The sequence below is a fragment of the Synechococcus lacustris str. Tous genome, from assembly GCF_003011125.1.
Classification (GTDB): Bacteria; Cyanobacteriota; Cyanobacteriia; order PCC-6307; family Cyanobiaceae; genus Synechococcus_D; species Synechococcus_D lacustris.
The window spans coordinates 1-23332 of sequence record NZ_PXVC01000017.1 but is presented as its reverse complement, the minus strand read 5'-3'; the positions used below and the strand labels follow the sequence as shown (position 1 = coordinate 23332).

The 23332-nt window shown below is 53.1% G+C and carries 18 protein-coding genes and 1 pseudogene; 7 read left to right on the top strand and 12 right to left on the bottom strand.

All coding sequences use genetic code 11. The features are described 5' to 3' along the window. Nucleotides 1-87: 87 nt before the first annotated feature. The 3 genes from C7K08_RS05575 to C7K08_RS05565 form a co-directional block, all read right to left on the bottom strand. Nucleotides 88-5469 carry a choice-of-anchor I domain-containing protein gene (locus C7K08_RS05575; RefSeq protein WP_133165160.1) on the bottom strand — a complete coding sequence of 1794 codons (5382 nt, stop codon included), beginning with the start codon at nt 5467-5469 and terminating at the stop codon, nt 88-90. Nucleotides 5470-5562: 93 nt separating this feature from the next. Further along, nucleotides 5563-7611, bottom strand: coding sequence for an NAD-dependent DNA ligase LigA (gene ligA / locus C7K08_RS05570; RefSeq protein WP_106499654.1), 2049 nt, complete (start codon nt 7609-7611; stop codon nt 5563-5565). Nucleotides 7612-7625: 14 nt separating this feature from the next. After that, the gene (locus C7K08_RS05565; protein ID WP_106499704.1) at nt 7626-8045 is read right to left on the bottom strand and encodes a hypothetical protein; all 420 of its coding nucleotides are present in this window, start codon (nt 8043-8045) and stop codon (nt 7626-7628) included. A gap of 86 nt (nt 8046-8131) precedes the next feature. Here C7K08_RS05565 and C7K08_RS05560 point away from each other — a divergent pair, with 86 nt between their 5' ends. The 3 genes from C7K08_RS05560 (at nt 8132) to C7K08_RS05550 (ending at nt 9640) form a co-directional block, all read left to right on the top strand. Then, on the top strand, nt 8132-8671 hold the full coding sequence (locus C7K08_RS05560) for a SprT family zinc-dependent metalloprotease (protein WP_106499703.1): 540 nt from the start codon (nt 8132-8134) through the stop codon (nt 8669-8671). 112 nt (nt 8672-8783) lie between these two features. Continuing rightward, nucleotides 8784-9080 carry a hypothetical protein gene (locus tag C7K08_RS05555; RefSeq protein ID WP_106499653.1) on the top strand — a complete coding sequence of 99 codons (297 nt, stop codon included), beginning with the start codon at nt 8784-8786 and terminating at the stop codon, nt 9078-9080. A 53-nt stretch (nt 9081-9133) separates the two neighbouring features. Further along, nucleotides 9134-9640: a DUF1269 domain-containing protein gene (locus C7K08_RS05550; protein WP_106499652.1), complete on the top strand. Its 507-nt coding sequence runs from the start codon at nt 9134-9136 to the stop codon at nt 9638-9640. Nucleotides 9641-9643: 3 nt separating this feature from the next. Here the strand turns inward: C7K08_RS05550 and C7K08_RS05545 are convergent, their stop codons facing one another. From C7K08_RS05545 to C7K08_RS05505, 8 genes are read right to left on the bottom strand one after another with little or no spacing between them, the layout of a single operon-like run. Then, nucleotides 9644-11755: a PhoX family protein gene (locus C7K08_RS05545; RefSeq protein WP_106499651.1), complete on the bottom strand. Its 2112-nt coding sequence runs from the start codon at nt 11753-11755 to the stop codon at nt 9644-9646. A gap of 11 nt (nt 11756-11766) precedes the next feature. Beyond that, nucleotides 11767-12237, bottom strand: coding sequence for a hypothetical protein (locus tag C7K08_RS05540; RefSeq protein WP_193464812.1), 471 nt, complete (start codon nt 12235-12237; stop codon nt 11767-11769). A gap of 30 nt (nt 12238-12267) precedes the next feature. Continuing rightward, the gene (locus C7K08_RS05535) at nt 12268-12873 is read right to left on the bottom strand and encodes a chorismate lyase (RefSeq protein WP_106499650.1); all 606 of its coding nucleotides are present in this window, start codon (nt 12871-12873) and stop codon (nt 12268-12270) included. Nucleotide 12874: 1 nt separating this feature from the next. Then, a complete protein-coding gene (locus C7K08_RS05530; protein ID WP_133165159.1) occupies nt 12875-13582 on the bottom strand; it encodes a hypothetical protein in 708 nt (235 codons plus the stop codon). 54 nt (nt 13583-13636) lie between these two features. Then, complete coding sequence (gene mnmG / locus C7K08_RS05520; protein ID WP_106499647.1) at nt 13637-15577, bottom strand: tRNA uridine-5-carboxymethylaminomethyl(34) synthesis enzyme MnmG; 1941 nt, start codon at nt 15575-15577, stop codon at nt 13637-13639. A 35-nt stretch (nt 15578-15612) separates the two neighbouring features. Further along, nucleotides 15613-17013, bottom strand: a complete 1401-nt coding sequence (gene dnaB, locus C7K08_RS05515; RefSeq protein ID WP_106499646.1) for a replicative DNA helicase — start codon at nt 17011-17013, stop codon at nt 15613-15615. A gap of 7 nt (nt 17014-17020) precedes the next feature. Further along, entirely contained in the window at nt 17021-17479 is a 459-nt protein-coding gene (rplI, locus tag C7K08_RS05510) for a 50S ribosomal protein L9 (protein ID WP_106499645.1), read from the bottom strand. 40 nt (nt 17480-17519) lie between these two features. Then, nucleotides 17520-18428 carry an acyl-CoA desaturase gene (locus C7K08_RS05505; protein ID WP_106499644.1) on the bottom strand — a complete coding sequence of 303 codons (909 nt, stop codon included), beginning with the start codon at nt 18426-18428 and terminating at the stop codon, nt 17520-17522. A gap of 118 nt (nt 18429-18546) precedes the next feature. Here C7K08_RS05505 and C7K08_RS05500 point away from each other — a divergent pair, with 118 nt between their 5' ends. Next, nucleotides 18547-19221 (top strand): hypothetical protein, encoded by a 675-nt coding sequence (locus C7K08_RS05500; protein ID WP_106499702.1) that lies wholly within the window; start codon nt 18547-18549, stop codon nt 19219-19221. Here the strand turns inward: C7K08_RS05500 and C7K08_RS05495 are convergent. After that, complete coding sequence (locus tag C7K08_RS05495; RefSeq protein ID WP_106499701.1) at nt 19209-20102, bottom strand: acyl-CoA desaturase; 894 nt, start codon at nt 20100-20102, stop codon at nt 19209-19211. The two genes, C7K08_RS05500 and C7K08_RS05495, sit on opposite strands and share 13 nt — an antisense overlap. Before the next feature lie 175 nt (nt 20103-20277). Here C7K08_RS05495 and C7K08_RS05490 point away from each other — a divergent pair, with 175 nt between their 5' ends. The 3 genes and pseudogenes from C7K08_RS05490 to C7K08_RS05480 all read left to right on the top strand — a co-directional run. After that, nucleotides 20278-21549, top strand: coding sequence for a methionine gamma-lyase family protein (locus tag C7K08_RS05490; protein WP_106499643.1), 1272 nt, complete (start codon nt 20278-20280; stop codon nt 21547-21549). Between the two features lie 22 nt (nt 21550-21571). Continuing rightward, nucleotides 21572-21967: a glycine cleavage system protein GcvH gene (gene gcvH / locus C7K08_RS05485; protein ID WP_106499700.1), complete on the top strand. Its 396-nt coding sequence runs from the start codon at nt 21572-21574 to the stop codon at nt 21965-21967. Nucleotides 21968-22026: 59 nt separating this feature from the next. Continuing rightward, a pseudogene (locus tag C7K08_RS05480) lies at nt 22027-23332 on the top strand (glycine dehydrogenase); the annotation flags it as partial.

The following is a 23332-nucleotide window of genomic DNA, read 5'->3' as shown; positions in this document are numbered from 1 at the left end:
GATAAACAATCTGTTTATCTTACTAATATTAACTAGTTAAACTTAATTGCGGTGTTTTCTGCAATACATACAGAATCAATCCTAATTTTAGAAGGCAAAGTTATTGACGTTGTTCAGTGCACTAGCACTGGTGTTGCTGAAATGCCCAACGGCGGTGCTGGCGATGGTTAGGAGGGTATCGCTGCCGGCTTGAGTGAAACTCAAATCAGCAAAGGTGTACCCGCGCAGACCAACTTTATCTTCGCCTGGAGTGAAATCCATCACGAATTGTTTGGCAGCGGGCAGATCTTTAGAACCACTCACTAGCCAGAACTGATCAACGCCGGCACCACCATTGAGGTAGTTGGTGCCAGCTTCACCACCAACGTTGAAAACATCGTTGCCGTCGCCGCCTAGGGCACGATTGCCAGAGCTGCCAAGGTGGAAGTTGTCGTTTCCTGTGCCACCGCTAAGACGATTATTATCGCCATTGTATGCATAAAGTTCGTCATTACCGCTGCCGCCAGTAATAATATCTCTACTGCTGGCGAAAATAGTATCAACTCCTGATCCCGCGAATATTTTATTTTCGTATCCACTTGCTATGGCCGTGTCAACTGTGTCATTGCCAGCGCCTGTGAATAATTGATCTAGTTTTCCATTAAATCCAGCAATTGTTGTTTGGCCTGGAATTGCATTGTCGTCACCTGCTGTTCCAATTCTTACAGGATCAATTATCTCATCACTTCTTACTGCTAGATTTTGAATGCGTGTGTCTAATAAGTCTGTGGTTTCTGATTTATTAAAGGTCTTTTGAAGAGTTGGATAATTTGTTTTAAGGAATTCGGCTAAAGCATCTTGCTCTGATCCGTTGTCGGCAAAAGTGGCAGAACCAGTTTTTGGTGCTCCAGTTTTTAACAAATCAATTCTGTTTTCGCCTACATTATCTTTGGCAAAAGGATAACTATCGCCTCCACCTGCAAGGAAGTTTAATGTAACCATGCGGAAGGATCTGTTTGGATCACCAACTAGATTCCCCCCCAGAACCACCACATCAAGATCTCCACCCTCGCTATCTTCTATGGTGGCACTCACGATGCGGCTGCCAGCTGGTTTTGTTAGGTCGTAGCTGAAAGAAACGCCGCTAACTTGAGGAAATCTGCCTTGATTTGGTGTAGCTGCAACGCCATGCTCAAGTAATTCCTTTAATTTAGTAGCTGTTACTGTTACCAGCGAAAGTGAATTATTAAATCTAAGGGAGTTTTCAATGTCTAGGGTTGAAATTGCTCCTGCAACTTTGTTTGCAGTGGAATTTGCGGTAGTGGTTGTTTTTGATCCACTTACAACATCAATAGAACCAATTTGTGATCTAATACCACCCCCATTTTTCAAGGAGAGAACCACTGTTGGATCAACAGATTTGGCAAATGCAAGATTTGCATCTGCGCTAAGATTACCTAAATTTGTTTCCTGATTGCGAACAATATTGCGTTCGCCTTCAAGGTAAACATTGCTGTAACCCCAAATTTGTCCATCTTTTGAACTTATAACTGCTTGAACAGCATCAGTTAGATCTTGAACATTCTCTGCCTTGCTGTTTTCTGCAAAAGCAGTTGTTGTAAGTTCAGTTTCTGACACTCCCCATGCCTTCGCTGCATTTGCAGCAGTGGCAGCATAGGCACCGCTGATTAATGGATCTATGCTTGCTGGAATTATTTTGCCTTGGGAATCAAAATCAACAACTAATCTACCTAGATAGGTGTATTCATTATCGGTGTTAACAATAACTGTTGGTGCCCCGTCTGCGCCCGCCGTCACCAGCGGGTATTTATCAGCAAAATTTGCAGCATGGCCAGGGAACTCCACGGCAACGTCGTTGCTATCACCCAAGCGGGTATTAGATCCTGCTGCCAGGATAATATCTACACCTTTAAGAAGTGGTGCAAGGGTTTTTTCATTGTTAATTTGTTGTAGGTGAGCCATGAGGATCACCTTGTTTACGCCCTGATTTATTAGATCATCAATTACAGGTTGTAGTTGGCTTGCAAGCAAAACCATATTATCTTTCTCGCTGCCATCGCCTGCAAATCCCTTTACTTCTACACCGCCAGTTGATGAGATTTGCTCAATTACTTGAGTTGTTGCTCCAACTAAACCAATCTTCTCACCATTTTTTTCTATGATTGCTGATGGAACAATCTTGCCTTTCAGGCTGCTTGCAGTTTCTAGGCCAGCAGTGGCAACAGTGTCTGTAAAACTTGTTTTTAGATCAGCATCTGCATTGAAATCAAGATTAGCTGAAAGGTAAGGGAATTGTGCTCCCACCCACCCAGATCCTGCTGTAAAACTATCTTTAAAAACCCTTGAGCCTAGGTCGAACTCATGGTTGCCAATAGTTGAAGCTTCAACACCCAAGATATTGTGAATAGCTATATCCACTGCAAATGTTGGATGGTTAGTTGTTGCAGCTAAACTAATTGTTGAGCCCGTAGTTGCATTTAATTCATCACGTACGCTTATATCGGTTCCTCCATTGGCAAAGGGTCCGGGTATGAAGTTATCACCTCCAGCTAAAATTAGGTTATTTGAATAGGAGCTTTCAAAACCTTCCATTACAGCTGCAAGATAAGGTGCTGTTTGTGAGGCCAATAAACCGGCTTCACCATCTGCCAAATGAAGTAATTGCAGTTTGAAATTTGTTGGTAGACTTGTTTCTTGTACGGATACAACATCGTTATCTTCACTTGAAGCTATTACATAACGTTTGTCATTAGCAGTGAGAAATGTGAGCCCCTCAATTCGCTTTGCACCAGGAAATTGGATTGGGTCTATTGCTAGTGGCTTATATGGATTTGTTACATCAAATATTGCAGCAAGGCTTGTTGTAGTGCGCTCAAGTGCTACAAATGCATAGGTCCGTCCGTTAATAATCGCTACTTCAACCATTTCTGGTTCAACACCCTTTGCATCTTCACGATCATTAACTGGATACACTCCTTTGCTATTAGCTAAATCTTCAAGGGCAGATCCTGAATCAAATACAACGTTGCCTTTGGAATCAAATATTCTTAAGGATCTTGATCCGAGTGTGTAGGCTTGATCTATAAATCCATCAGCATCATAATCGCCAGCATTTTTAAGTATTGATAGCCTAGCCGAGTTTGTTGCTGTTAAACCCGCTTTTTGCGCGGTTGTGGCATTTGCAGTTGTTGCCGCCGTAAGTAATGCTGAAACTCTTTCTGTTTCGTCTGGATTGAGGAAATCATTGCGATCATCACCTTCTCCAGCAGCTAAAATATATGTTTGCCCTTTATAACTCATTGTTGCTAGGCCATCTGGCATTACTAGGCCATAAACATCATGGTTTTTGGCTGGAGTGTAGCCACCGCCTGCGTTATCTTCTGTATCTAATGCAGGGTCGCTGAAGTTAACAACTGTAAAGGCGTTTCCATTTGCCCCTTCAAGGCCGAAGTCGTTGTCGTAATTGATTACTAAGGAACCATCATCTCTTATGGTTAAGCCTTCGGGTTTATCGAAGCCAAGGCTGCCACCCACTGAAGGTAGGTTGAATAGCTCAACCTTGTTTGCAATTTTAATACCTGCTGCAGCTAGCAAATCAGCACTAGATGATTTATATACGCCGTCTACAAGTGTTAGTGTGTTATCTAGTAATTCGGGGCTAGCAACATTTATTTTCTTCAGCCAGCCATCAGTAGTTTGATTAGTTGCCGTGGTTATTGCTAAAGTATTAGTGGCGCCACGCATGTCTACTTCATATACATGTTTAAAGCCATCGATTAATCTTGAACTATCTCTTTCCATAACAAGGAACACATCGCGGCTGGCGTCGTAGGCAACATCACCAATTTTGTCCTGGTTTAAACGGCCGCTTAGAAAATAAAAGTGCTCCTTAACTGCTGCGCCCGTTGCAGGATTCACTGCAAGAATTCTGGTTAATTGAGATTTGCTTCGCTCAGCCACCACTCCATCATTATTGCTATCAACATCTAGGGGGCTTTGAATGAATGCATAAAGCAAACCATCTTTGCTGTTGTATGCCATTCCTTCAATTCCGCGATTACTCCATCGGTTGCCGTATATCGCAGGAAGACTATCAATTGTTTCAGCCCCAATTGGGGTTGCTCCACCCACATTGTGTTGTGTTTGTAGTAATGCTTTTTGTCCTGAGGGAATGTAGCGCTGGATCAGGTTACCTGTTGTGAAATCAAATATTGATATTTGGCCGCGATACTCGTCACCAATCGCAAATACTTTCTTATTTGCGCCTCCAATATTTGTTTCGAATATTGAAATTGTTTCTGAGTCAATGCCAAAGGGATCATAGGCAATGGCTGCATTGCTAGCGGTGATGGGGATGTCGTCTTTACCGGAAAGCTGAGGTAGTCCTGTTAAGGCCGTTCCATCTGCGCGTTTTAAACCTAATTTACTTAATTCGGTTACTGCACCCGTGGCACGATCCATGCCAAGTTTATAAATAGTAGGTTGAAATGTTGGATCTAGAAACTGGCGTTTGCCATCAACTATGGCTCCATTAGGCCCACGGTCTGTGATGGAATAGTAGATATCTAGGCTTTTACCTTCAATAGTTTCTGTTCCACTAAATGTTAAACCTGACAGGCCTCCAGCTTGAACGCCTGTTGGCAGATTTGTATTTCCTCTTGCATAGGAAAGCGTATAGCTATAATTTTTAGCTGTGGCTGAGCCCCGATCCCAATCCTGAATGCCGGCTGAAAAGAATGAAGTTATTTTAGGTGTGGTAGTGCTGATATCAAGAACTGCAATTGCATTGTTTTCTTGCAGTGAAATGTAAGCTGTTTTACCATCTGCTGCTATTGCAATTGCTTCCGGCTCAATATCTTGGGCAAGATTTGTTGTTACGCCTGTTTTTCCAGTTATTCTTATGCCGCGGTTTATAAGCTCTTCCTTGCGATTGTTCCAGGCACTAAAATCTACCGTTGCTACATTGCTTTGAGCGGGTGCAATCGGTGATGTACCGCTGTATTTGCTTGTATCGATTAAAGAGATTGAGCCAATTGGATCAATAGTATAATCACTATTGGGTTCTCCTTCATTGGTTACAATAAGTTTAGTTCCATCTGCATTAAATTTAACCATATCTGGCAGTGCACCAACTGTAACCGTGCTCACATGCACTGGCAGGGCTGGATCACTTAGGTTGTAGAATTGAACAAAACCTGACTCTGTTTTGACAGTATTTTGTACTGCTACTGCCAGCAGATTTCCAAATACTGCTGCACTTTGAAGGGTTTGACCAGTTACTGTCGGGGCGGCTTTTGCAACCGCTTTTGCTTTAGATGGATCCCTTAAATCTAATACTATTATCGCTCCGGAACCACCACCAACCGTGTAGCCATATCCTGTTTTGCTATTAAAAGCTGTTATCTCAGCGTTAGCACCAAGTGCTGATAAATTTATTACACCGTTAACCGCTTCAGTTGCAGGACTCAAGCCAACGAAAGTTAAGCTCACAAAAAATCTTATAACTTTTATGATGATGCATTGCTTTGGTTAAGAACTATTGTGCAATTCGTTGTGGACAGGTTATGAAACGCTTTTGCTTTGGTTATGCAGCATTTCTTTTAGGCTCTCCTCGCTCAGCACTTGCACCCCGAGTGCGGTTGCTTTATCTAGTTTGCTGCCCGCTTCCTCGCCTGCCACCAGGTAGTTGGTTTTTTTGCTAACGGCACTTGTTACCTTGCCGCCTGCTGCTTCGATCAACTCCTGGGCTTCACTGCGCCCCATGCTTGGCAATGTTCCAGTGATCACAAAGGTTTTACCCGCCAATGGCGCCGCTTCGTTTGATCCCGTCTCTGTTGTATCCCAAAGGCTAAAACCGATAGAACGCAACTGCTCAATTAATTCAATGTTGGCATTGGTGCCAAACCATTGCTGCAGGCTTTGGCTGATTTCAGCGCCAATGCCAAAAACTGCCGTGATCAATTCCGGCGTTTCGCTTGCAGCAGTTGCCAGGGCATCAACAGATCTAAAAGTTTTAGCTAAGGCTTTTGCGTTCACGTCGCCCACATGGTGGATGCCAAGCCCATAAAGCTGCCGATGCCAGGGCTTTTGTTTTGATGCCTGCAAAGCGGCCACCAGGTTTTCTGCGCTCTTTAGGCCCATGCGCTCCAAGCTGGCCAGCAGGGCTCCATCAAGCCGGTAGAGATCAGCGATCGATCGCACCAGGCTCTGTTCCACTAATTGTTCAATCAGTTTTGAACCGAGGCCATCCACATCCATCGCCGCTTTGCTTACCCAATGGCGCAGGGTTCCCCGCAATATCGCCGGGCAACTGTTGTTAATGCAGCGGGTTGCGGCCTCATCCGCCTCGCGCATCAGCTCAGAGCCGCATTCGGGGCAGTTGTGGGGCAAGGCCAAGGCCATGGCAGCAGCGGGCCTTAGTTCGATCAGCACCCGCACCACCTCGGGGATGATCTCCCCCGCTTTGCGCACCACGATCGTGTCGCCGGCATGCAGATCAAGTTCGGCTAGGCGGTTGGCGTTATGCAAGGTGGCGCGGCTCACCATGGTGCCGGCAAGGGCTACCGGTTCAAATTCAGCCACCGGTGTTATCACCCCCGTGCGACCCACCTGGCAGCTGAGCCGTAGCAAACGGCTTGGCGCCTCTTCAGCTGGATATTTCAGGGCGATCGCCCAGCGCGGTGCTTTTTGGGTGAAGCCTGCCTCTGCCTGCAGCTGCAATTCGTTTAATTTCAACACCACCCCATCGGTGGCATAGGCGAGTTGCTGGCGCTTCAACTCCCAATCGCTACAAAATTGTTCAGCCGCTTGCAAATTGGCGAGTAGTGCGGTGTTTGGATTCACCTTGAAGCCGGCTTTTTTTAGCCACTGCAGTGCTTCCCATTGGCTGCTGGGGTTATCACTGCCGTTTGGTAAGTGCAGGGTGTAGGCAAAGAAATCCAGTTTCCGTGCGGCTACCACCTGGGGATTTAATTGCCGCAAGGTGCCGGCGCAGGCATTGCGGGGGTTGGCAAATAGGGCTTCATTGCGGCCAGCCCGTTCGGCATTGATTGCAGCAAAGGTGCAATCAGGAATAAACGCCTCCCCCCGCACCTCCACCCAAGCCGGTGGATTATCCAGGTGAAGCCTGAGGGGCACGCTTTGAATTGTGCGGCCATTGGGGGTGATGTCTTCCCCGCTTTCGCCATCGCCGCGGGTGGCGGCACGCACCAATACCCCCGCTTCGTAGCTAAGGGCTAGGGCATTGCCATCGATCTTCAGTTCCCCCACCAGCGCTAATTCAGTGCTCGGTTCAAGTTCGAGCACCCGCAACAATTTGGCGTACCAGTTGGTTAATTCAGTTGCGTTGAAGGCGTTATCAAGGCTCAGCAGGCCAATGCGATGGGCCACGCTTTGGAAGCCCGCAGCGGGGGAGCCCCCCACCCGTTGGCTTGGGCTATCGGCGCTTATTAGCCCTGGGTTTGCTGCTTCTAGCTCTAATAATTCTCGATAAAGCCTGTCGTAAACCGCATCTTCCATGGCTGGAGAATCCAGCACGTAGTAGGCATGGGCGGCAGCGATCAACAAGCGCCGCAACTCTTCATACCTAGCGGTGGCAGCAGCGGAAGCCATCAATAAAGCTCTGCTTAGGAATCCAAGCGGTTGATCCGCTCCACCCGCCAGTTGTCTTCAAGTTTTACAAAGGTGAAATCAAGCGGTAGTTCTTCTTTGGCATCACTTTTTAACTTCACCGTGAGCATGATTTGGCCTTCTTGAATTCTGGGGCGCCCTGATTTCAAATTGCGATATTTATTCAGCTGTAAACCAGCCAGAAAACGGATGAACTGCTGCCTATTTACATGTTGCCGATAGCTTTTGGTGGTTAGGAGATAGGCGGCATCCACCCGGCCAGAGGCAATTTGATTAAAGAACTGCTTTAGCAAGGGATTGATGCCCCGGGCACTGATCACCAGCTTCACGGCGCTGATGGTCCAATACAGCAGTAAGGCGCCAGCACCGGCCAGCAGCAACTTGCTGCTTAAGCCTCGAACAACAGACCAATCCAGATCCACGGGTGGGCGAGTTGAAGTGGTGTGAGTCTGAAGGACGGCGTTCCATTGCGTTGGCCTTTTGCTGGCGTCAAAATCAAGCCATGCCCCTAGAACCATTACTACCACTGTTTCATCGCTTAGATCGGCAATATTTCGATGCTTCCCTAGCCGCCTTAATTAACCCCCCTTTGCTGTTGCGTTGGAGTGATGGCCGCCTCAGCCGCACCGCTGGCTTCTACCGCTTTGGCCCAGGGATTAGTGAAATTGTGCTGTCGCGGGTGGTGCTCGTGCCCCTGCCGCCAGAGGCCACTTTGAGCACCCTTTGCCATGAAATGATCCACGCCTGGGTGGATCGGGTGTTGGGCTTGAAAGAGGTGCATGGGCCCCAATTCAAGGCGCGCATGGCCCACATAAATCAGGCCCAGCCAGGCTTCCAGGTGAGTTTGCGCCATAGCTACCCCCTGCCGGTGCAGGCTGCCGCCTGGTGGGCCAGTTGTTCTAACTGCGGCAAAAAAATTGCCTACCGCCGCCGCCGTAAGGGCCTGGCCTGCCGAAGTTGTTGCGAACGCCACAACGCTGGGGTGTGGGATGCCCGTTTTGCCCTTAAGTTCAGCCCTAATACCGTTAAGCAACTTGGCTGAATTTCTGGGCGGAATATTGGTGAGTGGCTGGGTGATCAGCGCCATTGGCCTATGGCGGGAAAGCCAATTGCGCCGCAGCAGCATTAATGTGCAAGCAAGGCCCTGATGGCAGATGGCAGAACGTTTTTTTGATGCTGGTTTAGAAGAACGGCTTGAGGGCTGGCTAGACCGTGGCCGGGAGTTTGTTGATGGGGTTGCCGGTGCTCGCCCCGGTTCACGCCGTCCATCCAAACGCCCCTTAGATGCCATTTCACGCCGTTCGCCAGCCCAGGAAAGCTGGCCCAACAACGATATTTTCACAACACCCCATTGGCAACGCCCTGAGCCCAAACCAGCGGTGGAACCAACTCCAGATCCAGCACCCAGCTCAAGGCCAATGCCCCGTTCCCATCGGCGCCGTAACACTTAGGTGGGTTATTTCACCTGGGCCTGCTAAGCATTAGGCAGCTTTTATCAGCACCCATGGGTCAGTTGATTGTTCTTGGCTTTGATAGCGCCGCAGAAGCCCAAGATGTGCGTAAGGAATTGGTTGCTCTGCAGCAAGACCATCTGATCGCCCTTGAGGATGCGGTGGTGGTGGAATGCAATAGCGAAGGCAAAGTTGAACTGCATCAGGCCCTAAATCTCACCACCGCAGGCGCTGTGAGTGGTGGTTTTTGGGGCAGCTTGGTGGGTTTGATTTTCCTTAATCCCCTGCTTGGTGCTGCCGTTGGTGCTGGTGTAGGCGCTGCCTCCGGTGCCCTCACCGACCTGGGCATAAATGATGGCTTTTTGCGGGAGGTGGGCGACACCCTTAGGCCAAATACAGCTGCCCTCTGCTTGATGGTGAAAGAGGCAACAGTTGATCGGGTGATCGAGAAACTACGCAGCCATGCTCCCCATGCCCATCTGCTGCAAACCAACCTCAGCCACACGGATGAGGCTCACCTGCAGGAAATGCTCGATCAAGCCACTAAAAAACTGGGCTAGGCCCTAACCCAACAGGGGCGCGCCATCATTGCGGCGAATCACCACCACCCCAGGGCGGGGCCAGGCATCACTGCTTCCCTGGGGCCAATTGGAGCCAAGGGGTACCCAGCGCAATTGCTTAAAGCTTTTGCCTGCATTGTTTTGCAGTTCAAAGCCACGGGCTTCCTTTGCTCCCCGTTGCCGCCTTCCGTTTAATTCGCCTGGATGTTGCACGGCGAGTAGAAGGCTGCGGCCATCAGCGCTGGGGCACGGACCGGTGAGTTCCGATTCCATCGGGCCGATCGCAAAGCAAAAAGCCTTGCCCGCTTGGCTGCCGCCAGTGGGCAGTACCCAGCAGGCATTGTTGCCATATTCACCACCGCTGCGGTAGTCGTTTTGCTCTTTGGTGCCGATGTCGGTAACCATCCAAAGGGCACCGCTGGGATCGAATGCAAGGTTGTCGGGATTGGCAAAGCCAAGACCCCCTTCTTGGGGTGTGCCGCCAGTTGCCACCATGCTCCATTTGAATTTGCCGCCAGCGCTTTCCCGCAGCCGCATAATCCAACCGCCATTCCAGGGGGTTTGACCCTTAGGCCCCTTAAAGATGCTTTGGTCGGGCACCCCTTCATCACCGGGCAGACCGGAGGTGAAGGCAATTAATAAATCGCCATTGCGGGGATCAATATCAGTGTCTTCTGGCCTGGCGGTGCCTGTGATGCCAGCCGCATTGGCGGCAAGGTGGGCATCGATCAAGATCGCGCCCAATTCGCTGTATAGATCGCCGAGATTGCGGTATTGGTTGCTATAGGCGCTGATTTCGCTGCTTTGTTTGAGAAGTTGGGCGCCCCCTTGTTTGCGGTTGGCATGGGGCACTAGCACCGGTGCAGCGATCGGAGCTACAGCTGTTGTGGGCAGTAGGGGCCGCCATTCACCGCTGCCATTGGGATTGAAAACAGCGCCATGGAGCACGCCGGCATGAAACAGCTCGCTATTGGCTGGATCTTTAGGGTTTTGCACCAGCCCATTGCTCACAAACTTATAGATATGGCCGCCGCGGCGATCGCAACCGGAATAAACCTCTAAGGGCTTTCCGGCATCTGCCCTGATGGCTACCGCCTCATGGCGAAAGCGACCCAAAGCTGTGTGTTTTGTGCCGGGGTCGTTTGGGTTGGCCGGATCTAGCTCCACCATCCAGCCATATTTATTACCAGCTAAACCAAAGGGATTGCCGAGGCCATAAAGCGATTGTTGCGTGCATTGGAATGGTTTGGCACTGGGGGGAAAGGAGCTGCCGTCGGCATAAACAGCCTCCGGCACCTGGGATTGAAAGTTTTCCTCTGCACTCAACACCGTCCCCCAGGGGGTGGTGCCCCCGGCGCAATTAGCAAAAGTGCCGATAATTGCCTCCCCAAGGCCATCGTTAAAACCCTGGCGCTTGCTGCTTTTAAACACTGCAACGGCAGGGCCAGTGCTGCGCAGCAGTTGGCTTGGCTCCTTAAGGCCCGCCAGGCCAGTTATGCGGCGATCGAGGCGGCCAGGGTTGCGGCGCCAACCGCCATTGCTCAAGCGTTGCAGTTGGATTACGCCTAAACCTTGATCGATTAATGCCTGTTGCGCCAGCTTTTCGATCTCAAGCCGCAATGGATCTGCTGCCGGCAAGCCCCAGGCATTGATTTTGCCGCCATGGGGTTCAAGCCCAGCCACCACGCTGCTGTAGGGCAGCTTTTCAGCTAACACCTCAGTGAATGCCTGGCGCCAGGGCAGGGGGCTGATGTATTCGAAATTCACCGTGAGCAGTGCCTGCTCCGGGCTTAGGGGGGTGAGGGCCAAGTAGTCGTTGTTGTAGCCAAATCGACTATTGCCAACCGGATCTCCCCAGCTGGCTAATAACTCTTGGCTATAGCCCTCAGGGATTTCGAGGCGATCGTTGATAGTTACAACTCGATATTGCAATAACTGCTCAGCGGCACTGAGGCCGTCGGTGGGCAATGGCAATGGAGTGCGTAGTGGTTTAAAAGCAAGCGGTTTATTAGCTACTGCCGCTACTGCAGGTTTAGCGATTCCGGCTTGGTTGAAGGCAAGGCCAGCGGCAGTGCCGCCAAGCAACAATAAAAACTCTCGCCGGGCAAGATTCATAAACGAAGCGTTTACTTCTTGTTGCCAGCGGCTACGGCTTCACGGCCACTTACTTGGAAGGAACTGCCAAGCAGTTGGAGCCGTTGGTTCACAGCAGGCACCAAATGACCGGGTAGATCCTCGGCCATTTGAGCAGGGGAAGCATCGATGGAAGGGGAGCCCTCATCTAGGGCGGCGAGCAAGTCGGCCCATTGCAATACCAGTTGTTGTTCATCCATGGGTTGTAAACCTTTTTCTAAGAGCAATTCGGAGCAACGTTGTTGGTGCCAAAGGATTGAGCGATTGGCGTTGTGTTCAGGCCTGCGGAAGGCGTAGCCGCCATCAAGGGCTGCATCATTTGGCATGCCGTCTGGGTCGCGCAGGCCAGCTTCACTCAGTAATTTGCCGCAGAACACGGCTGAGATACCAAATAAGCGACCAAGGTCGGTGAGGGTTAACCAGGGTTGGTTGGGATCCATTTGGAATTCCCATAGTGTGAACATCCTGCCGAGAGAGCAGAAAAACGCAACCTGTCAAGCCGCTTTGGCAGCATCCCCACACACGTTTAACAAAAATTCATTATTTTTTGCTGCGCAGGCGGGGCCCAGCAACCCTTCCAGTGCAGGCGAAAACACCTCTCTGATCACCGTGAGGGTTGTCCCCTGCCGGAAAAAGCGGTAATGCCTACTCCAAAAAGGTCCTGGCCTCTGGAAGCGTTCCTGCAGCCATGGGGCTTGCACCACAGCGAGGCCATCCACCTCACGAAATAGTTCGCTGCGGTTGCTGGTGAGGCTGCGCCAAATCGGTTGATGGCGCTCCTTCAGATTTTGAGCCGCCTGGCTTTGGTTCCACCAGCTTTCAGCCCAAGCCATGGTTTCACCGCCACAGATCAGCCACACCTGGCGCCTTAATAGCGGTGCCTGTAGTTCCTGCACCTCCTGTGGCGCGGCGCCCAGTTGCTGATCTGCTGCCATTGCTGCCACCTCCACCTCCACGGCGTGGCCGGTTAGCAGTTGCAAATGACGGGTGGGGCTGCCATCCCCAAGCAGCAGCAATTGCCAGGGGCCACTGAGCGGTTCACCATCGAGGTTGGGGGCCGTCCAGAGCGCTGGCGGTGAGGGTTGCAGCGTTTGATCCATCTCAGCGGCTGCTCAAGCTGAGCTGGTGGATTACCCCCTGGCGGCTGATTTGGGCTTGATCATTGCTGGCACTTTGCAAGCGCCAGCCGCTGTTGCCTATGGCATCACCAATGGCCGCTGTTACTGAACCGTTGCTGGTGTTGAAGATGGCTGTGCTGCCCCGGCCAGGCACCTGCACCACCCCAAGCAGTTCAGGTAGGGGTGGTGTTGCCGTATTTGATGTGCCGGCTGCTGCTGGCTTGGTTGGAATCGGCACGCGAATTGGCTCTGGAGTGCGCTCAGCTGTTTCAAACGAGCCGGCATCCAGTTCCGGCAGGTTGGCTTCACTGGGCGGCAGCAATTGAGGAGGCAATGGAGGCGGCAGTTGAATCAGGGTTGGATTGGGGGGGCTGATGGGACCGAGTTCCCGCAATCTCTCCAGCACCAAGAGTTGACGTTCCTGGTGCAGGTCTTGCCGGGCCTGCATCCAGCTGCGCCATAGCAGCATTGAAAACATGGCTGCCACCGCACTGGCCAAGGTGAGGCCAATTAACAGAGCCGTTGGTGTGGTGAGCTGCCAGCGCTTAGCTGCTGGCTTACTGGGAATTGATGGCGTAAGTGTTGGTGTAACGATCGTTTTTTGGCGCGCAGGGCTTCCCTCCAGGGGTTCAAATACTCGGTCCATGATCTGTTCTGCCCGCAATTCCCAATAGGAACGGTTGCGACGCACTTGATCGAGATGGCGCAGGTTGGTGGTCAGGGAGGGCGCCGCGAACGAGCCAACCTATCGATCTTTGGGGTTACTGGCGAGGGCTAATTGTTTTGCTTGCCGTTCTTGCAATTCCAAATGCAGCAATAGGGCGGTGATATCGGCGGCGCTAACGCCAGGAATACGGGCCGCTTGGCCAAGGCTTAGGGGTTGCACAGCAGCTAATTTTTCACGCGCTTCCCTCGAAAGGGTGTTGATATCGGCGTAGGCCATCGCCATGGGGATAGCCCTTTTGCCCTGCTCCTGTACCCGTTGGATTTGCTGTTCTTGGCGGGCTAAATAGCCGCTGTATTTCACATCAATTTCCGCCCCCTCCTGAACAGCTGCAGGCAGGTTGGCAGCTGCTAGGCCATGGCGAACTAAATCAGCGCTATGGAATCCAGGGCGCCGCAATAAATCGGCAAGGGTGATCGAACCGCGAATCGGAGCGCCGGTTTCAGCGATTACAGCCTCTGCTGCAGGATCATTTAGCCGCAGCCGTTGTTGTTCTAAACGTTGAATTTCAGCTGTTATGGCAACTTGTTTTTGTTCAAATAATTGCCAGCGACGGTTATCGATCAAACCCAACTCTCGGCCCAATGGAGTGAGGCGCCGATCGGCATTATCACCGCGCAATATCAAGCGATATTCACTGCGGCTAGTGAGTACCCGGTAGGGTTCCCGCAGATCTTTATTGATCAAATCATCAACCATCGTGCCGATATAACTGCCCTCCCTTGGAAAATGAACCGCTGGCTTTTGCCTCAGCATTCGTGCAGCATTTAGCCCTGCCACTAAGCCTTGGGCAGCGGCCTCCTCATAGCCGGTGGTGCCATTCAATTGGCCTGCGGAGAAGAGCCCCGCCAGCCGTTTGGTTTCAAGAGATGGTTTTAGTTGGGTGGCGGGGAGATAGTCGTAATCAACGGCGTAGGCCGGCCGCAACATCACGCACTGCTCAAGGCCCGGCAGGGTGCGTAGCAATTCGAGTTGCAACCGCTCTGGTAGCCCGGTGGAAAAGCCTTGCACATAGATCTCTGGTGTATGGCGCCCCTCCGGCTCCAGGAAGATCTGGTGACTTTCCTTTTCAGCAAACCGGACAATTTTATCTTCAATTGAGGGGCAATAGCGGGGCCCTTTGCTATCGATAAAGCCGCCATAGATAGGCGTTAGGTGCAGGTTGTTTTTGATTAGTTGATGGGTGGCTGCAGTGGTGCGGGTGATGTGGCAACTGATCTGCTCGCCGCTTACCCAGGCGGCTGGATCAAAGGAAAAGAAGCGATCGGCCGCATCACTTGGTTGTTCCTCAAGCCCAGAAAAATCAATGCTGCGGCGATCCACCCGGGCTGGGGTGCCGGTTTTTAGCCTTCCCATCTGAAAGCCCAAGGCCTTGAGTGCTTCGCTTAGCCCAACAGCTGCCTGCTCCCCTGCCCTGCCAGCACTCATCGATTGGTTGCCCACCCAGATGGTGCCAGCCAAAAATGTGCCGGTGGTGAGCACTACGGCGTCTGCACCATAAACACTGCCGAAATAGGTGTTGATGCCACGGATGCGGCCATTTTCGCCTGGTTTCCCTTCCACCTCGAGGCCGGTAACCATCGCCTCCCGCAGGGAGAGGTTTGGGGTGTTTTGCAGCAACTGCAGCATCTGTTGGGCATAGGCCCGCTTATCGGTTTGGGCCCGCAAGGCCCAAACCGCAGGGCCGCGGCTGGCGTTAAGCACCCGTTTTTGCAAAGCGGTGGCATCAGCAAGGCGGCCGATCACACCACCAAGGGCATCCACCTCATGCACCAGCTGGCTTTTAGCGGGTCCGCCCACAGCTGGATTACAGGGCTGCCAGGCGATCCGATCTAAATTGAGGGTAAAAAGGGCAGTGTTGATCCCCAGCCGGGCAGCGGTGAGGGCCGCCTCACAGCCGGCATGGCCGCCACCAACCACAATTAGCTCGAAGCTTTCAGTTGCTGCAGTGGAGAGGGTCATATTTATAAATTATGTTGCTGTTGTTTGGTTTTGAATTAAAAGCCGCTTGGTGCCGCCAGGTTGCGGAAGCGGGTGAATTGCGGTTCAAATAACAACTTGGCGGTGCCCACGGGGCCGTTGCGATGTTTGGTGATGATTACTTCGGTGATGCCCCGGTCGGGGGTTTCCGGGTTGTAATACTCATCCCTGTAAATCATCATTACGATATCGGCATCTTGCTCGATTGAACCCGATTCGCGCAGGTCGCTGAGCATTGGCCTTTTGTTAGTGCGTGCTTCTACGCCACGGCTCAACTGGGATAGGGCAATCACAGGCACATTTAATTCCCGTGCCATACCTTTTAAACCCCGCGTAATTCTTGATAGCTCCTGCACCCGATTTTCAGAACCTGAACCCTCCATTAATTGAAGATAGTCGATCACAATTAAGCCCAATTCACGGCCATGTTCTGCCATTAATCTCCGGCATAAAGAGCGCATTTCTAATACGCTAGTATTTGGTTTGTCGTCTATAAATAATGGCAATCTGCCAAGGTTGCTAATGCCTTGCCCCAGCAATGGCCATTCATCTTGATGGAGCCTGCCCGTGCGTAGGCGGCCGCTTTCAATGCCCACCTCCATCGATAACAACCTATAGGTGAGTTGTTCTTTGCTCATCTCTAGGCTGAATACACACACAGGTAAGTTGTGGAGCTGGGCCACATTTTTGGCCATGTTTAACACAATTGATGTTTTACCCATGGCCGGCCTGCCAGCAACAATTATCAAATCGCTGCGTTGTAAGCCTTGGGTCATGGCATCGAGGTCGTAGAAATTAACCGGGATCCCAGCTACGGCTGTGCCTAGGGAACGGGTTTCGATTTCTTCAAATGTGCGGGTGAGGATTTCAGCGGTGGGGGTGAGGCCAATACTTGGTTTTGCTTGGCTGATGGCAAATATTTCCTGCTCCGCTTCATCCAGCACCTGTTCCATCGGTTTGCTTTGATCAAACCCCAAGCGAATCACCTGGTTGCCAGAGCGAATCAATTGACGCCTCAGGTATTTATCCATCACCAACTTCGCCACCTCATCGATTGAGGCGGTGCTGAGGGTGCGTTCAACCAGTTCGCTTAAACGGCTGGTGCCGCCTACTTTTTCCAATTGACCGGTGTCGGCCAGCCAGGCACCCATCGCCGTGAGGTCGGTGGGTTTGCCCTGGCTGTGCAGCATCAGGGCGGTGCGATAGATCTCTCGATGGGCTCCCAGGTAAAAAGCTTCCGGTTGCAACACATCAGCCACCCGGCCGATGGCATCGGGATCTAGCAATATGCCGCCAAGAATTACCTCTTCCGCCTCCAGGTTTTGGGGCGGCAATTGATCTGGTGTGGCTTCAAACAGCTCCACACCAGTGCGTTTGGGTCGTTCCCGTTCGGGTTCGTTTATGGGAACAGAAACCATTTGCTATTTAGTGGCTCACCACCTCCAAATTGATCTCAGCTGTTACCTCGGGGTGGAGCTTCACCTGCACTTTGTAGCTGCCGGTGCGATGCACTTCAGGCACATTGATATGACGCTTATCAACCGCCTGCTTGGTGGCTGCTTCAATCGCCTCGGCCACATCCACGTTGGTAACGGTGCCAAACAGCACATCATCACCACCGGTTTGTTTCTTCACGGTGAAACGACCAATCGTGTCTAGGGCGGTGCGGAAGGCCACGGCCTCAGCCTTCAAGGCCGCTTGCCGTTCGGCTTCCTTAGCGCGGCGGTGCTCCACCTGGCGCAGCACCGCTGGGGTAACGGCAAGGGCCTTGCCGGTGGGCAAAAGGTAATTACGGGCATAGCCGGGGGCCACATCCACCAGGTCGCCGTTTTTTCCAAGGGTATAGATGTCTTCGCTGAGAACCACCGAAACGCGCTTAGCCATGGGATTTAATTGAGAGTTGTGCTACTGCTGGGTCGATCCATCAGCCTACGGCACCAGCTGGTAAGCGCACCTTTGTGGCAAGGCCTAGGGCCTTTAAAAGGCGGATGTGTTGCCAGGTGAGGTCGATTTGACCCGGTTGCAAACCGTGCTTAGCGGAGTGGGGGAAGGCGTGGTGGTTGTTATGCCAGCCTTCACCAAAGGTGAGTGCAGCCACCCAGGGGTTGTTGCGGGAGCCATCACCACTGGGATAAGCAATGCTGCCCCAGCAGTGGGTGGCGGAATTCACAAGCCAAGTGATATGATACACAAGTACTAAGCGCAGGGGGATGCCCCAGAGCACCAGGGCCCAGCCGCCGGCGCCGGTTACGCTGCCGATCCAAAAAAGCAAGCCGGCAAGGGGTAACTGCAAAACCAGAAACCACTTGTTCAACCAGCGGTAGTAGGGATCTTTGGCCAGATCACCAGTGAGCCTGGGCACGGAGGCCATGGCGGGGATTTCCTGGAACATCCAGCCCATGTGGCTCCACCAAAAGCCCCGGTGGCTGTTGTGGTGATCAGCATCCGTATCGGAGAACTTATGGTGATGACGGTGCAGGCCTGCCCAATCGATTGGTCCGTGTTGGGCGCTGAGGGCGCCGCAGGTGGCAAAGAAGCGCTCTAGCCATTGGGGGAGGCGAAAGGCCCGGTGGCTTAGCAGGCGGTGATAGCCAATCGTTACGCCGAGGCAGGCCGTGAGCCAATAGAGCACCAGCAGAGAAGCCAGGGCCGGCAAACTCCAAAATTGGGGCAGCAGGGCATAGGCCGCCAACAGATGAATTGCCAGCATGAAACCGAGGGTGGCCCAGCGGGCGCCCTTTGGCACCGTGCCCGCTTGCTCGCCTTTGCGGGGGTTGCCCAGGCTGGGGGAGCGCCTGGGGGGGGAAATGCTGGCGAATGCTGCGCTGGTCATTCAGATCGAATTCGTATTGATCATCAAATCATAGCAATACGTATTCGGATTAAGCAGGGACTTGGGTGTGGAGGAGCATTAAGCTGAGCTGCATACGAATTCCCATCGCTAACCATTGGTGGATTATCGCCAGCGCTTGGAGCATGGCCACGGCGCTTTTGCTGCCCTTTTGAGGGCCTGGCATGAACGCAATGGCTGGTCCCACAGGGTGCTGCCAGCCCTGGCGGAGCGCCTAGATCTTGGCAGGTTGCACAGCTCCCAGCTCTCAAATCTGCGCAATCGCAAGTTGGCTTCCCCTGGCCCAGAGGTGTTCCTTGCCCTCGGCTGCTGCAACAAGTGGTTAGCGCAAACGCCGATCCCCCTCGCCGAAATTGCCGATCAGCAGGAACTAAGCGATGGCATCGGGGCAGCTCCCCATGCCCTAATCGATGCCGCTGGCCTGGTGTTAGGCGCTGGTGAATTGCTGGAAATCTTTGTTGGTTTAAGGCCCCTTCCCCCTGGTTTTGATCTGCGCATCAGCGAAGCGGAATCCCCAGCCCTAAGCGCTGCCTTGGCTGATCTGCTCGCGGCTGGCCAGCCCTGGCGTAAGTGCAGCGGCCGGGTAATGGCGGCCTATGGCGTTGAAAAGCGGCAGCGCCGCGAAAAATTTGCCGCTGTGATGGCTGGCCTCCAGGATTACAACGCCAGTGAACTGGATCTGGAATTACCAGAACTGCTAACAGCGCTTAATGCGTTGGAGATTAACTTTCCCAGCGTGGATAAGTTATTGGATCGTTTGCGTCAACCGGGATAGCGGGCAAGGCGCAACTTGCGGGCAAGGCCAAGGCGCCGCAGCACTTTGATGTGTTGCCAAGTGATATCAAATTCAAACCAACGCAAGCCGTGGCGGGCGGAATGGGGGAAGGCGTGGTGGTTGTTGTGCCAGCCCTCACCAAAGCTCAAAAGCGCCACCCACCAGCAGTTGGTTGAGCGATCTGGGCAGGCGAAATTGCGATAGCCAAATACGTGGGTGGCTGAATTAACAAGCCAGGTAACGTGATAAACAACGGTGAGCCTTAGGGGTATCGCCCAAAGCACTAGGCCTAAACCACCGCCGTGGATTTGATTTGCTTCGCCAAACCAATAGAGCAGCCCACCAAGGGGTAACTGCAGCAATAAAAACCAACGATCCAACCAGTTGTAGAAGGGATCGCGGCGCAGGTCGCCGGTGAATTTATCTACATGTTCCAGGGCAGGGATGTTGTGCAACATCCATTCGCTATGGGCCCACCACAAACCCCTGCCGGCATCATGGTGGTCGTTTTCTTGGTCGGAAAATTTGTGGTGGTGACGATGCAAACCCACCCATTCCACCGGCCCACCTTGGGCACCCAAGGTGCCCATCAACACCAGCAGGCGCTCCAACCATTGGGGCGTTTCAAAGCTGCGGTGGGCCACCAATCGGTGTAAGCCAAGGGTTACGCCAAGCACTGTTACCCAATAGAGGCTTGCAAAAGCCAGTAGTCCCCACCAACTCCAAAACATCGGCAGCAGTGCCGCCACGGCCCCCACATGGTTGGCCAGCATGAACAAGAAGGTGCCTTTTTTTAGCTTTCTTTGTTTTGGCGGCAACGGGTTGCGCTTGGCATACAGCCTTTCCTGCAGTTCTTGCTCACTTAATGCGGCGGTACTCAAAGAGGTGTTAGGGGAAGGCTGGGCAGCGGCAACCAATTGAATCTCCAGAAAAAGCCCAGTTGTTGCAACCGGGGAAACCAGCTTGTTTTGTTTAAAACAACTGAAGGTTCAAATTTAACGGTATCGAGGGTGCCACCGCTGCAGGAATGTGGTTAGTGGTTAGCAATTTTTTGTTTTGTACTCCTATCCCACCTGGCCCGAGGCAAGCCCCGCCGCCTGGGATGCCGTTGCGGCCGCCCAAGCCCAGCTGGAAGCTGCTGCAAAGCAGCGCACCGCAGCGGTGCAACCCCAATTAGCCAAGGTGTTGGCTGCTTTCCAAGCCGAAAAACTTGGCAGCCATCACTTTGCTTCGGTGAATGGCTACGGCCACAACGACCAGGGCCGCGACACCCTTGATCGGGTATTTGCCAGGGTGCTGGGGGCGGAGCGGGCCGCAGTGCGTTTGCAATTTGTGAGCGGCACCCATGCGATTGCCGCTGCCCTGTTTGGGGTGTTGCGCCCTGGTGATCGGCTCCTATCGATCACAGGCCGCCCCTACGACACCCTGGAGGAGGTGATCGGCATCCGCGGCAGCGGCCAGGGCTCCCTGGCGGAATTTGGGATCCAATACAGCGAATTAGCGCTCACTGGCGAGGGCCATGTGGATGAGCTGGGCCTTAGCGATGCCCTCAGCCAGCCAACCCGCATGGTGTTGATCCAGCGCAGTTGCGGCTACAGCTGGCGCCCTTCGCTTTCAGTGGCTCAGATCGGCCGGCTGGTGGAGCAGCTGAAAACAATCCAGCCAGGTGTGTTGGTGTTTGTTGATAACTGCTATGGCGAATTGGTGGAATTTGAGGAACCCACCGCTGTGGGGGCCGATCTAATCGCTGGTTCCCTGATCAAAAACCTCGGTGGCACCATTGTTCCCAGTGGTGCCTATGTGGCTGGCGTGGCTGAATTAGTGGAGCAGGCTTGCTGCCGCCTCACGGCCCCTGGGATCGGTTCAGCCGGCGGCAGTGGTTTTGATTTACATCGCCTTTTATTTCAGGGTTTATTTCTCGCTCCCCAAATGGTGGCGGAAGCTTTGATCAATGCTGATCTAATCGCCCAGGTATTCAGCAATCAAGCTTTAGAGGTGCAACCCCTAGCGGGGGCAGCCCGCAGCGATGTGATTCAAGCGGTGAAATTTGGCGATCCCAGGGCGTTACAGGTGGTTTGCAATGCTTTCCAAAGCTGCTCTCCCGTTGAGAGTTACCTAAAGCCTGTGCCCGCGCCCATGCCTGGATATGCAAGCGAATTGCTGATGGCAGGCGGCAGTTTTGTCGATGGCAGCACCAGTGAATTTTCCGCCGATGCCCCCCTGCGGGAACCCTATGTGTTGTTTAGCCAAGGGGGCACCCATCGCAGCCATGGGGCCCTAGCCCTTGCCGCTGCCCTCACAAGCTGGTGGGCCCTTGCTCCAAACTGAGGGAGCTTTCCAGCCCATGGCGATGGCCCTCTCCTTTCCCGCTGATCTGCGTTATGCAGATAGCCATGAATATGTAGCTCCCAATGCAGCCCCCATGCGGGTGGGCATCAGTGCTTTTGCGGTGCAGCAACTGGGCGACATCGTTTTTGTTGAACTGCCCAGCCCTGGCACTGCTTTAGAGCAGGGCAAAAGCTTTGGCACCGTTGAATCCGTTAAGGCGGTGGAGGAGATGTATGCCCCCATTGCAGGTCGGGTGCTGGCCTGCAACCAGGCGGTGATCGATCAGCCTGAGTTGCTCCAAAGCGATCCCTATGGGGCCGGCTGGTTGCTGGAGCTGGAAGCCACAGATGCGGCACAGCTTGCTGCCCTCATGGACGCTGATGCCTATGGCGCCAAGGTGGAGGGCAGTAGCAAGTGAATCAAACCGATGGTTTTGTGCAGCGCCACCTCGGCCCTTCCCCTTTTGATCAAGCATTAATGCTGGAGCGGCTTGGCTGCCAAAACCTGGAGGAGTTGCTGCAGCAATGCGTTCCTGCGGCGATCCTGCTGAGCCCTGAGGAGGCCCTTGGCGGTTTACCCGAGGGTTGCCCTGAAGGTGAGGCCCTGGCCGATCTGCAAAAACTGGCCAGTGAAAATAAGTTGCTGCGCAGTTTGATCGGCCTCGGCTACTACAGCTGCCCCACCCCGGCCCTGTTGCAGCGCCATGTGTTTGAAAATCCGGCCTGGTATACGGCCTACACCCCATATCAAGCGGAAATTGCCCAGGGGCGCCTCGAGGCCCTACTCAATTTCCAAACCTTGATCAGTGAGCTCACCGGCTTACCGATCGCCAATGCCTCCTTACTGGATGAGGCCACCGCAGCTGCGGAAGCGATGGCCCTAGCTCGGGGAGTGAGCAACCGGCCGGAGTCAAAGCGTTTCCATGTGCAAGCGGATCTGTTTCCCCAAACCCTGGCGGTGCTGCAAACCCGCGCTGAACCCCTAGCCATTGAGTTGGTGCTGGAGGATCCGGCCGAGATGAAATTCAGCAGCGATAGCTTTGGTTTATTACTGCAGCTGCCAGGGGCCAGTGGTGCTTGCCCCAACCCTGGGGCGGTAATCGCTCGGGCAAAAGCAGCTGGGGCCCTGGTTATTGCCGTGGTGGATCCCCTGGCCCAGGTGTTGATGGAACCAGTGGCAAATTTAGGGGTAGATATTGCCGTTGGTAGCGCCCAAAGGTTTGGCGTACCACTGGGCTTTGGTGGACCCCACGCCGCTTTTTTTGCCTGCAGCGAAACCTATAAAAGACAAATCCCCGGCCGTTTGGTTGGGGTATCCAAAGACAAAGAAGGCAATCCAGCCCTGCGGCTTGCTTTGCAAACCAGGGAGCAGCACATCCGCCGCGATAAAGCCACCAGCAATATCTGCACGGCCCAGGTGCTGCTGGCGGTGTTAGCTGGCTTCTATGCAGTGCACCACGGCCCCGCTGGTTTGCGGGCCCAAGCCCAACAGGTGCAGCGTTTAACGGCAGCTTTGGCCAAGGGTTTAAGTCAGCTGGGTTTTGAGTTGGTAGCCGAGCCCAGTTTCGATACCTTGCGGCTGGTTGTGGCGGATCCCGCCAGCTGGATTGCCAGGGCTGAAGCGGCGGGTTTCAACTTTTTAGAGCTGGCTAATGGGCTGGGCATCAGCCTTGATGCCTGCAGCGATGAAAAGGAGCTGGAGCAGCTCTTGAACCTATTTGCCGCTGGCTTAGGGCTAGCTGCACCGCCCCTAGCAAGCTTGTTTGAGGCTTGTCCCCCTGGGG

Coding starts and splice junctions, on each gene's coding strand:
- C7K08_RS05545 (WP_106499651.1), bottom strand. CDS start 11,755: ATGAATCTTGCCCGGCGAGAGTTTTTATTGTTGCTTGGCGGCACTGCC.
- ligA (WP_106499654.1), bottom strand. CDS start 7,611: ATGGCTTCCGCTGCTGCCACCGCTAGGTATGAAGAGTTGCGGCGCTTG.
- C7K08_RS05505 (WP_106499644.1), bottom strand. CDS start 18,428: ATGACCAGCGCAGCATTCGCCAGCATTTCCCCCCCCAGGCGCTCCCCC.
- gcvH (WP_106499700.1), top strand. CDS start 21,572: ATGGCCCTCTCCTTTCCCGCTGATCTGCGTTATGCAGATAGCCATGAA.
- C7K08_RS05560 (WP_106499703.1), top strand. CDS start 8,132: ATGCCCCTAGAACCATTACTACCACTGTTTCATCGCTTAGATCGGCAA.
- mnmG (WP_106499647.1), bottom strand. CDS start 15,577: ATGACCCTCTCCACTGCAGCAACTGAAAGCTTCGAGCTAATTGTGGTT.
- C7K08_RS05550 (WP_106499652.1), top strand. CDS start 9,134: ATGGGTCAGTTGATTGTTCTTGGCTTTGATAGCGCCGCAGAAGCCCAA.
- C7K08_RS05535 (WP_106499650.1), bottom strand. CDS start 12,873: ATGGATCAAACGCTGCAACCCTCACCGCCAGCGCTCTGGACGGCCCCC.
- C7K08_RS05540 (WP_193464812.1), bottom strand. CDS start 12,237: ATGTTCACACTATGGGAATTCCAAATGGATCCCAACCAACCCTGGTTA.
- dnaB (WP_106499646.1), bottom strand. CDS start 17,013: ATGGTTTCTGTTCCCATAAACGAACCCGAACGGGAACGACCCAAACGC.
- rplI (WP_106499645.1), bottom strand. CDS start 17,479: ATGGCTAAGCGCGTTTCGGTGGTTCTCAGCGAAGACATCTATACCCTT.
- C7K08_RS05555 (WP_106499653.1), top strand. CDS start 8,784: ATGGCAGAACGTTTTTTTGATGCTGGTTTAGAAGAACGGCTTGAGGGC.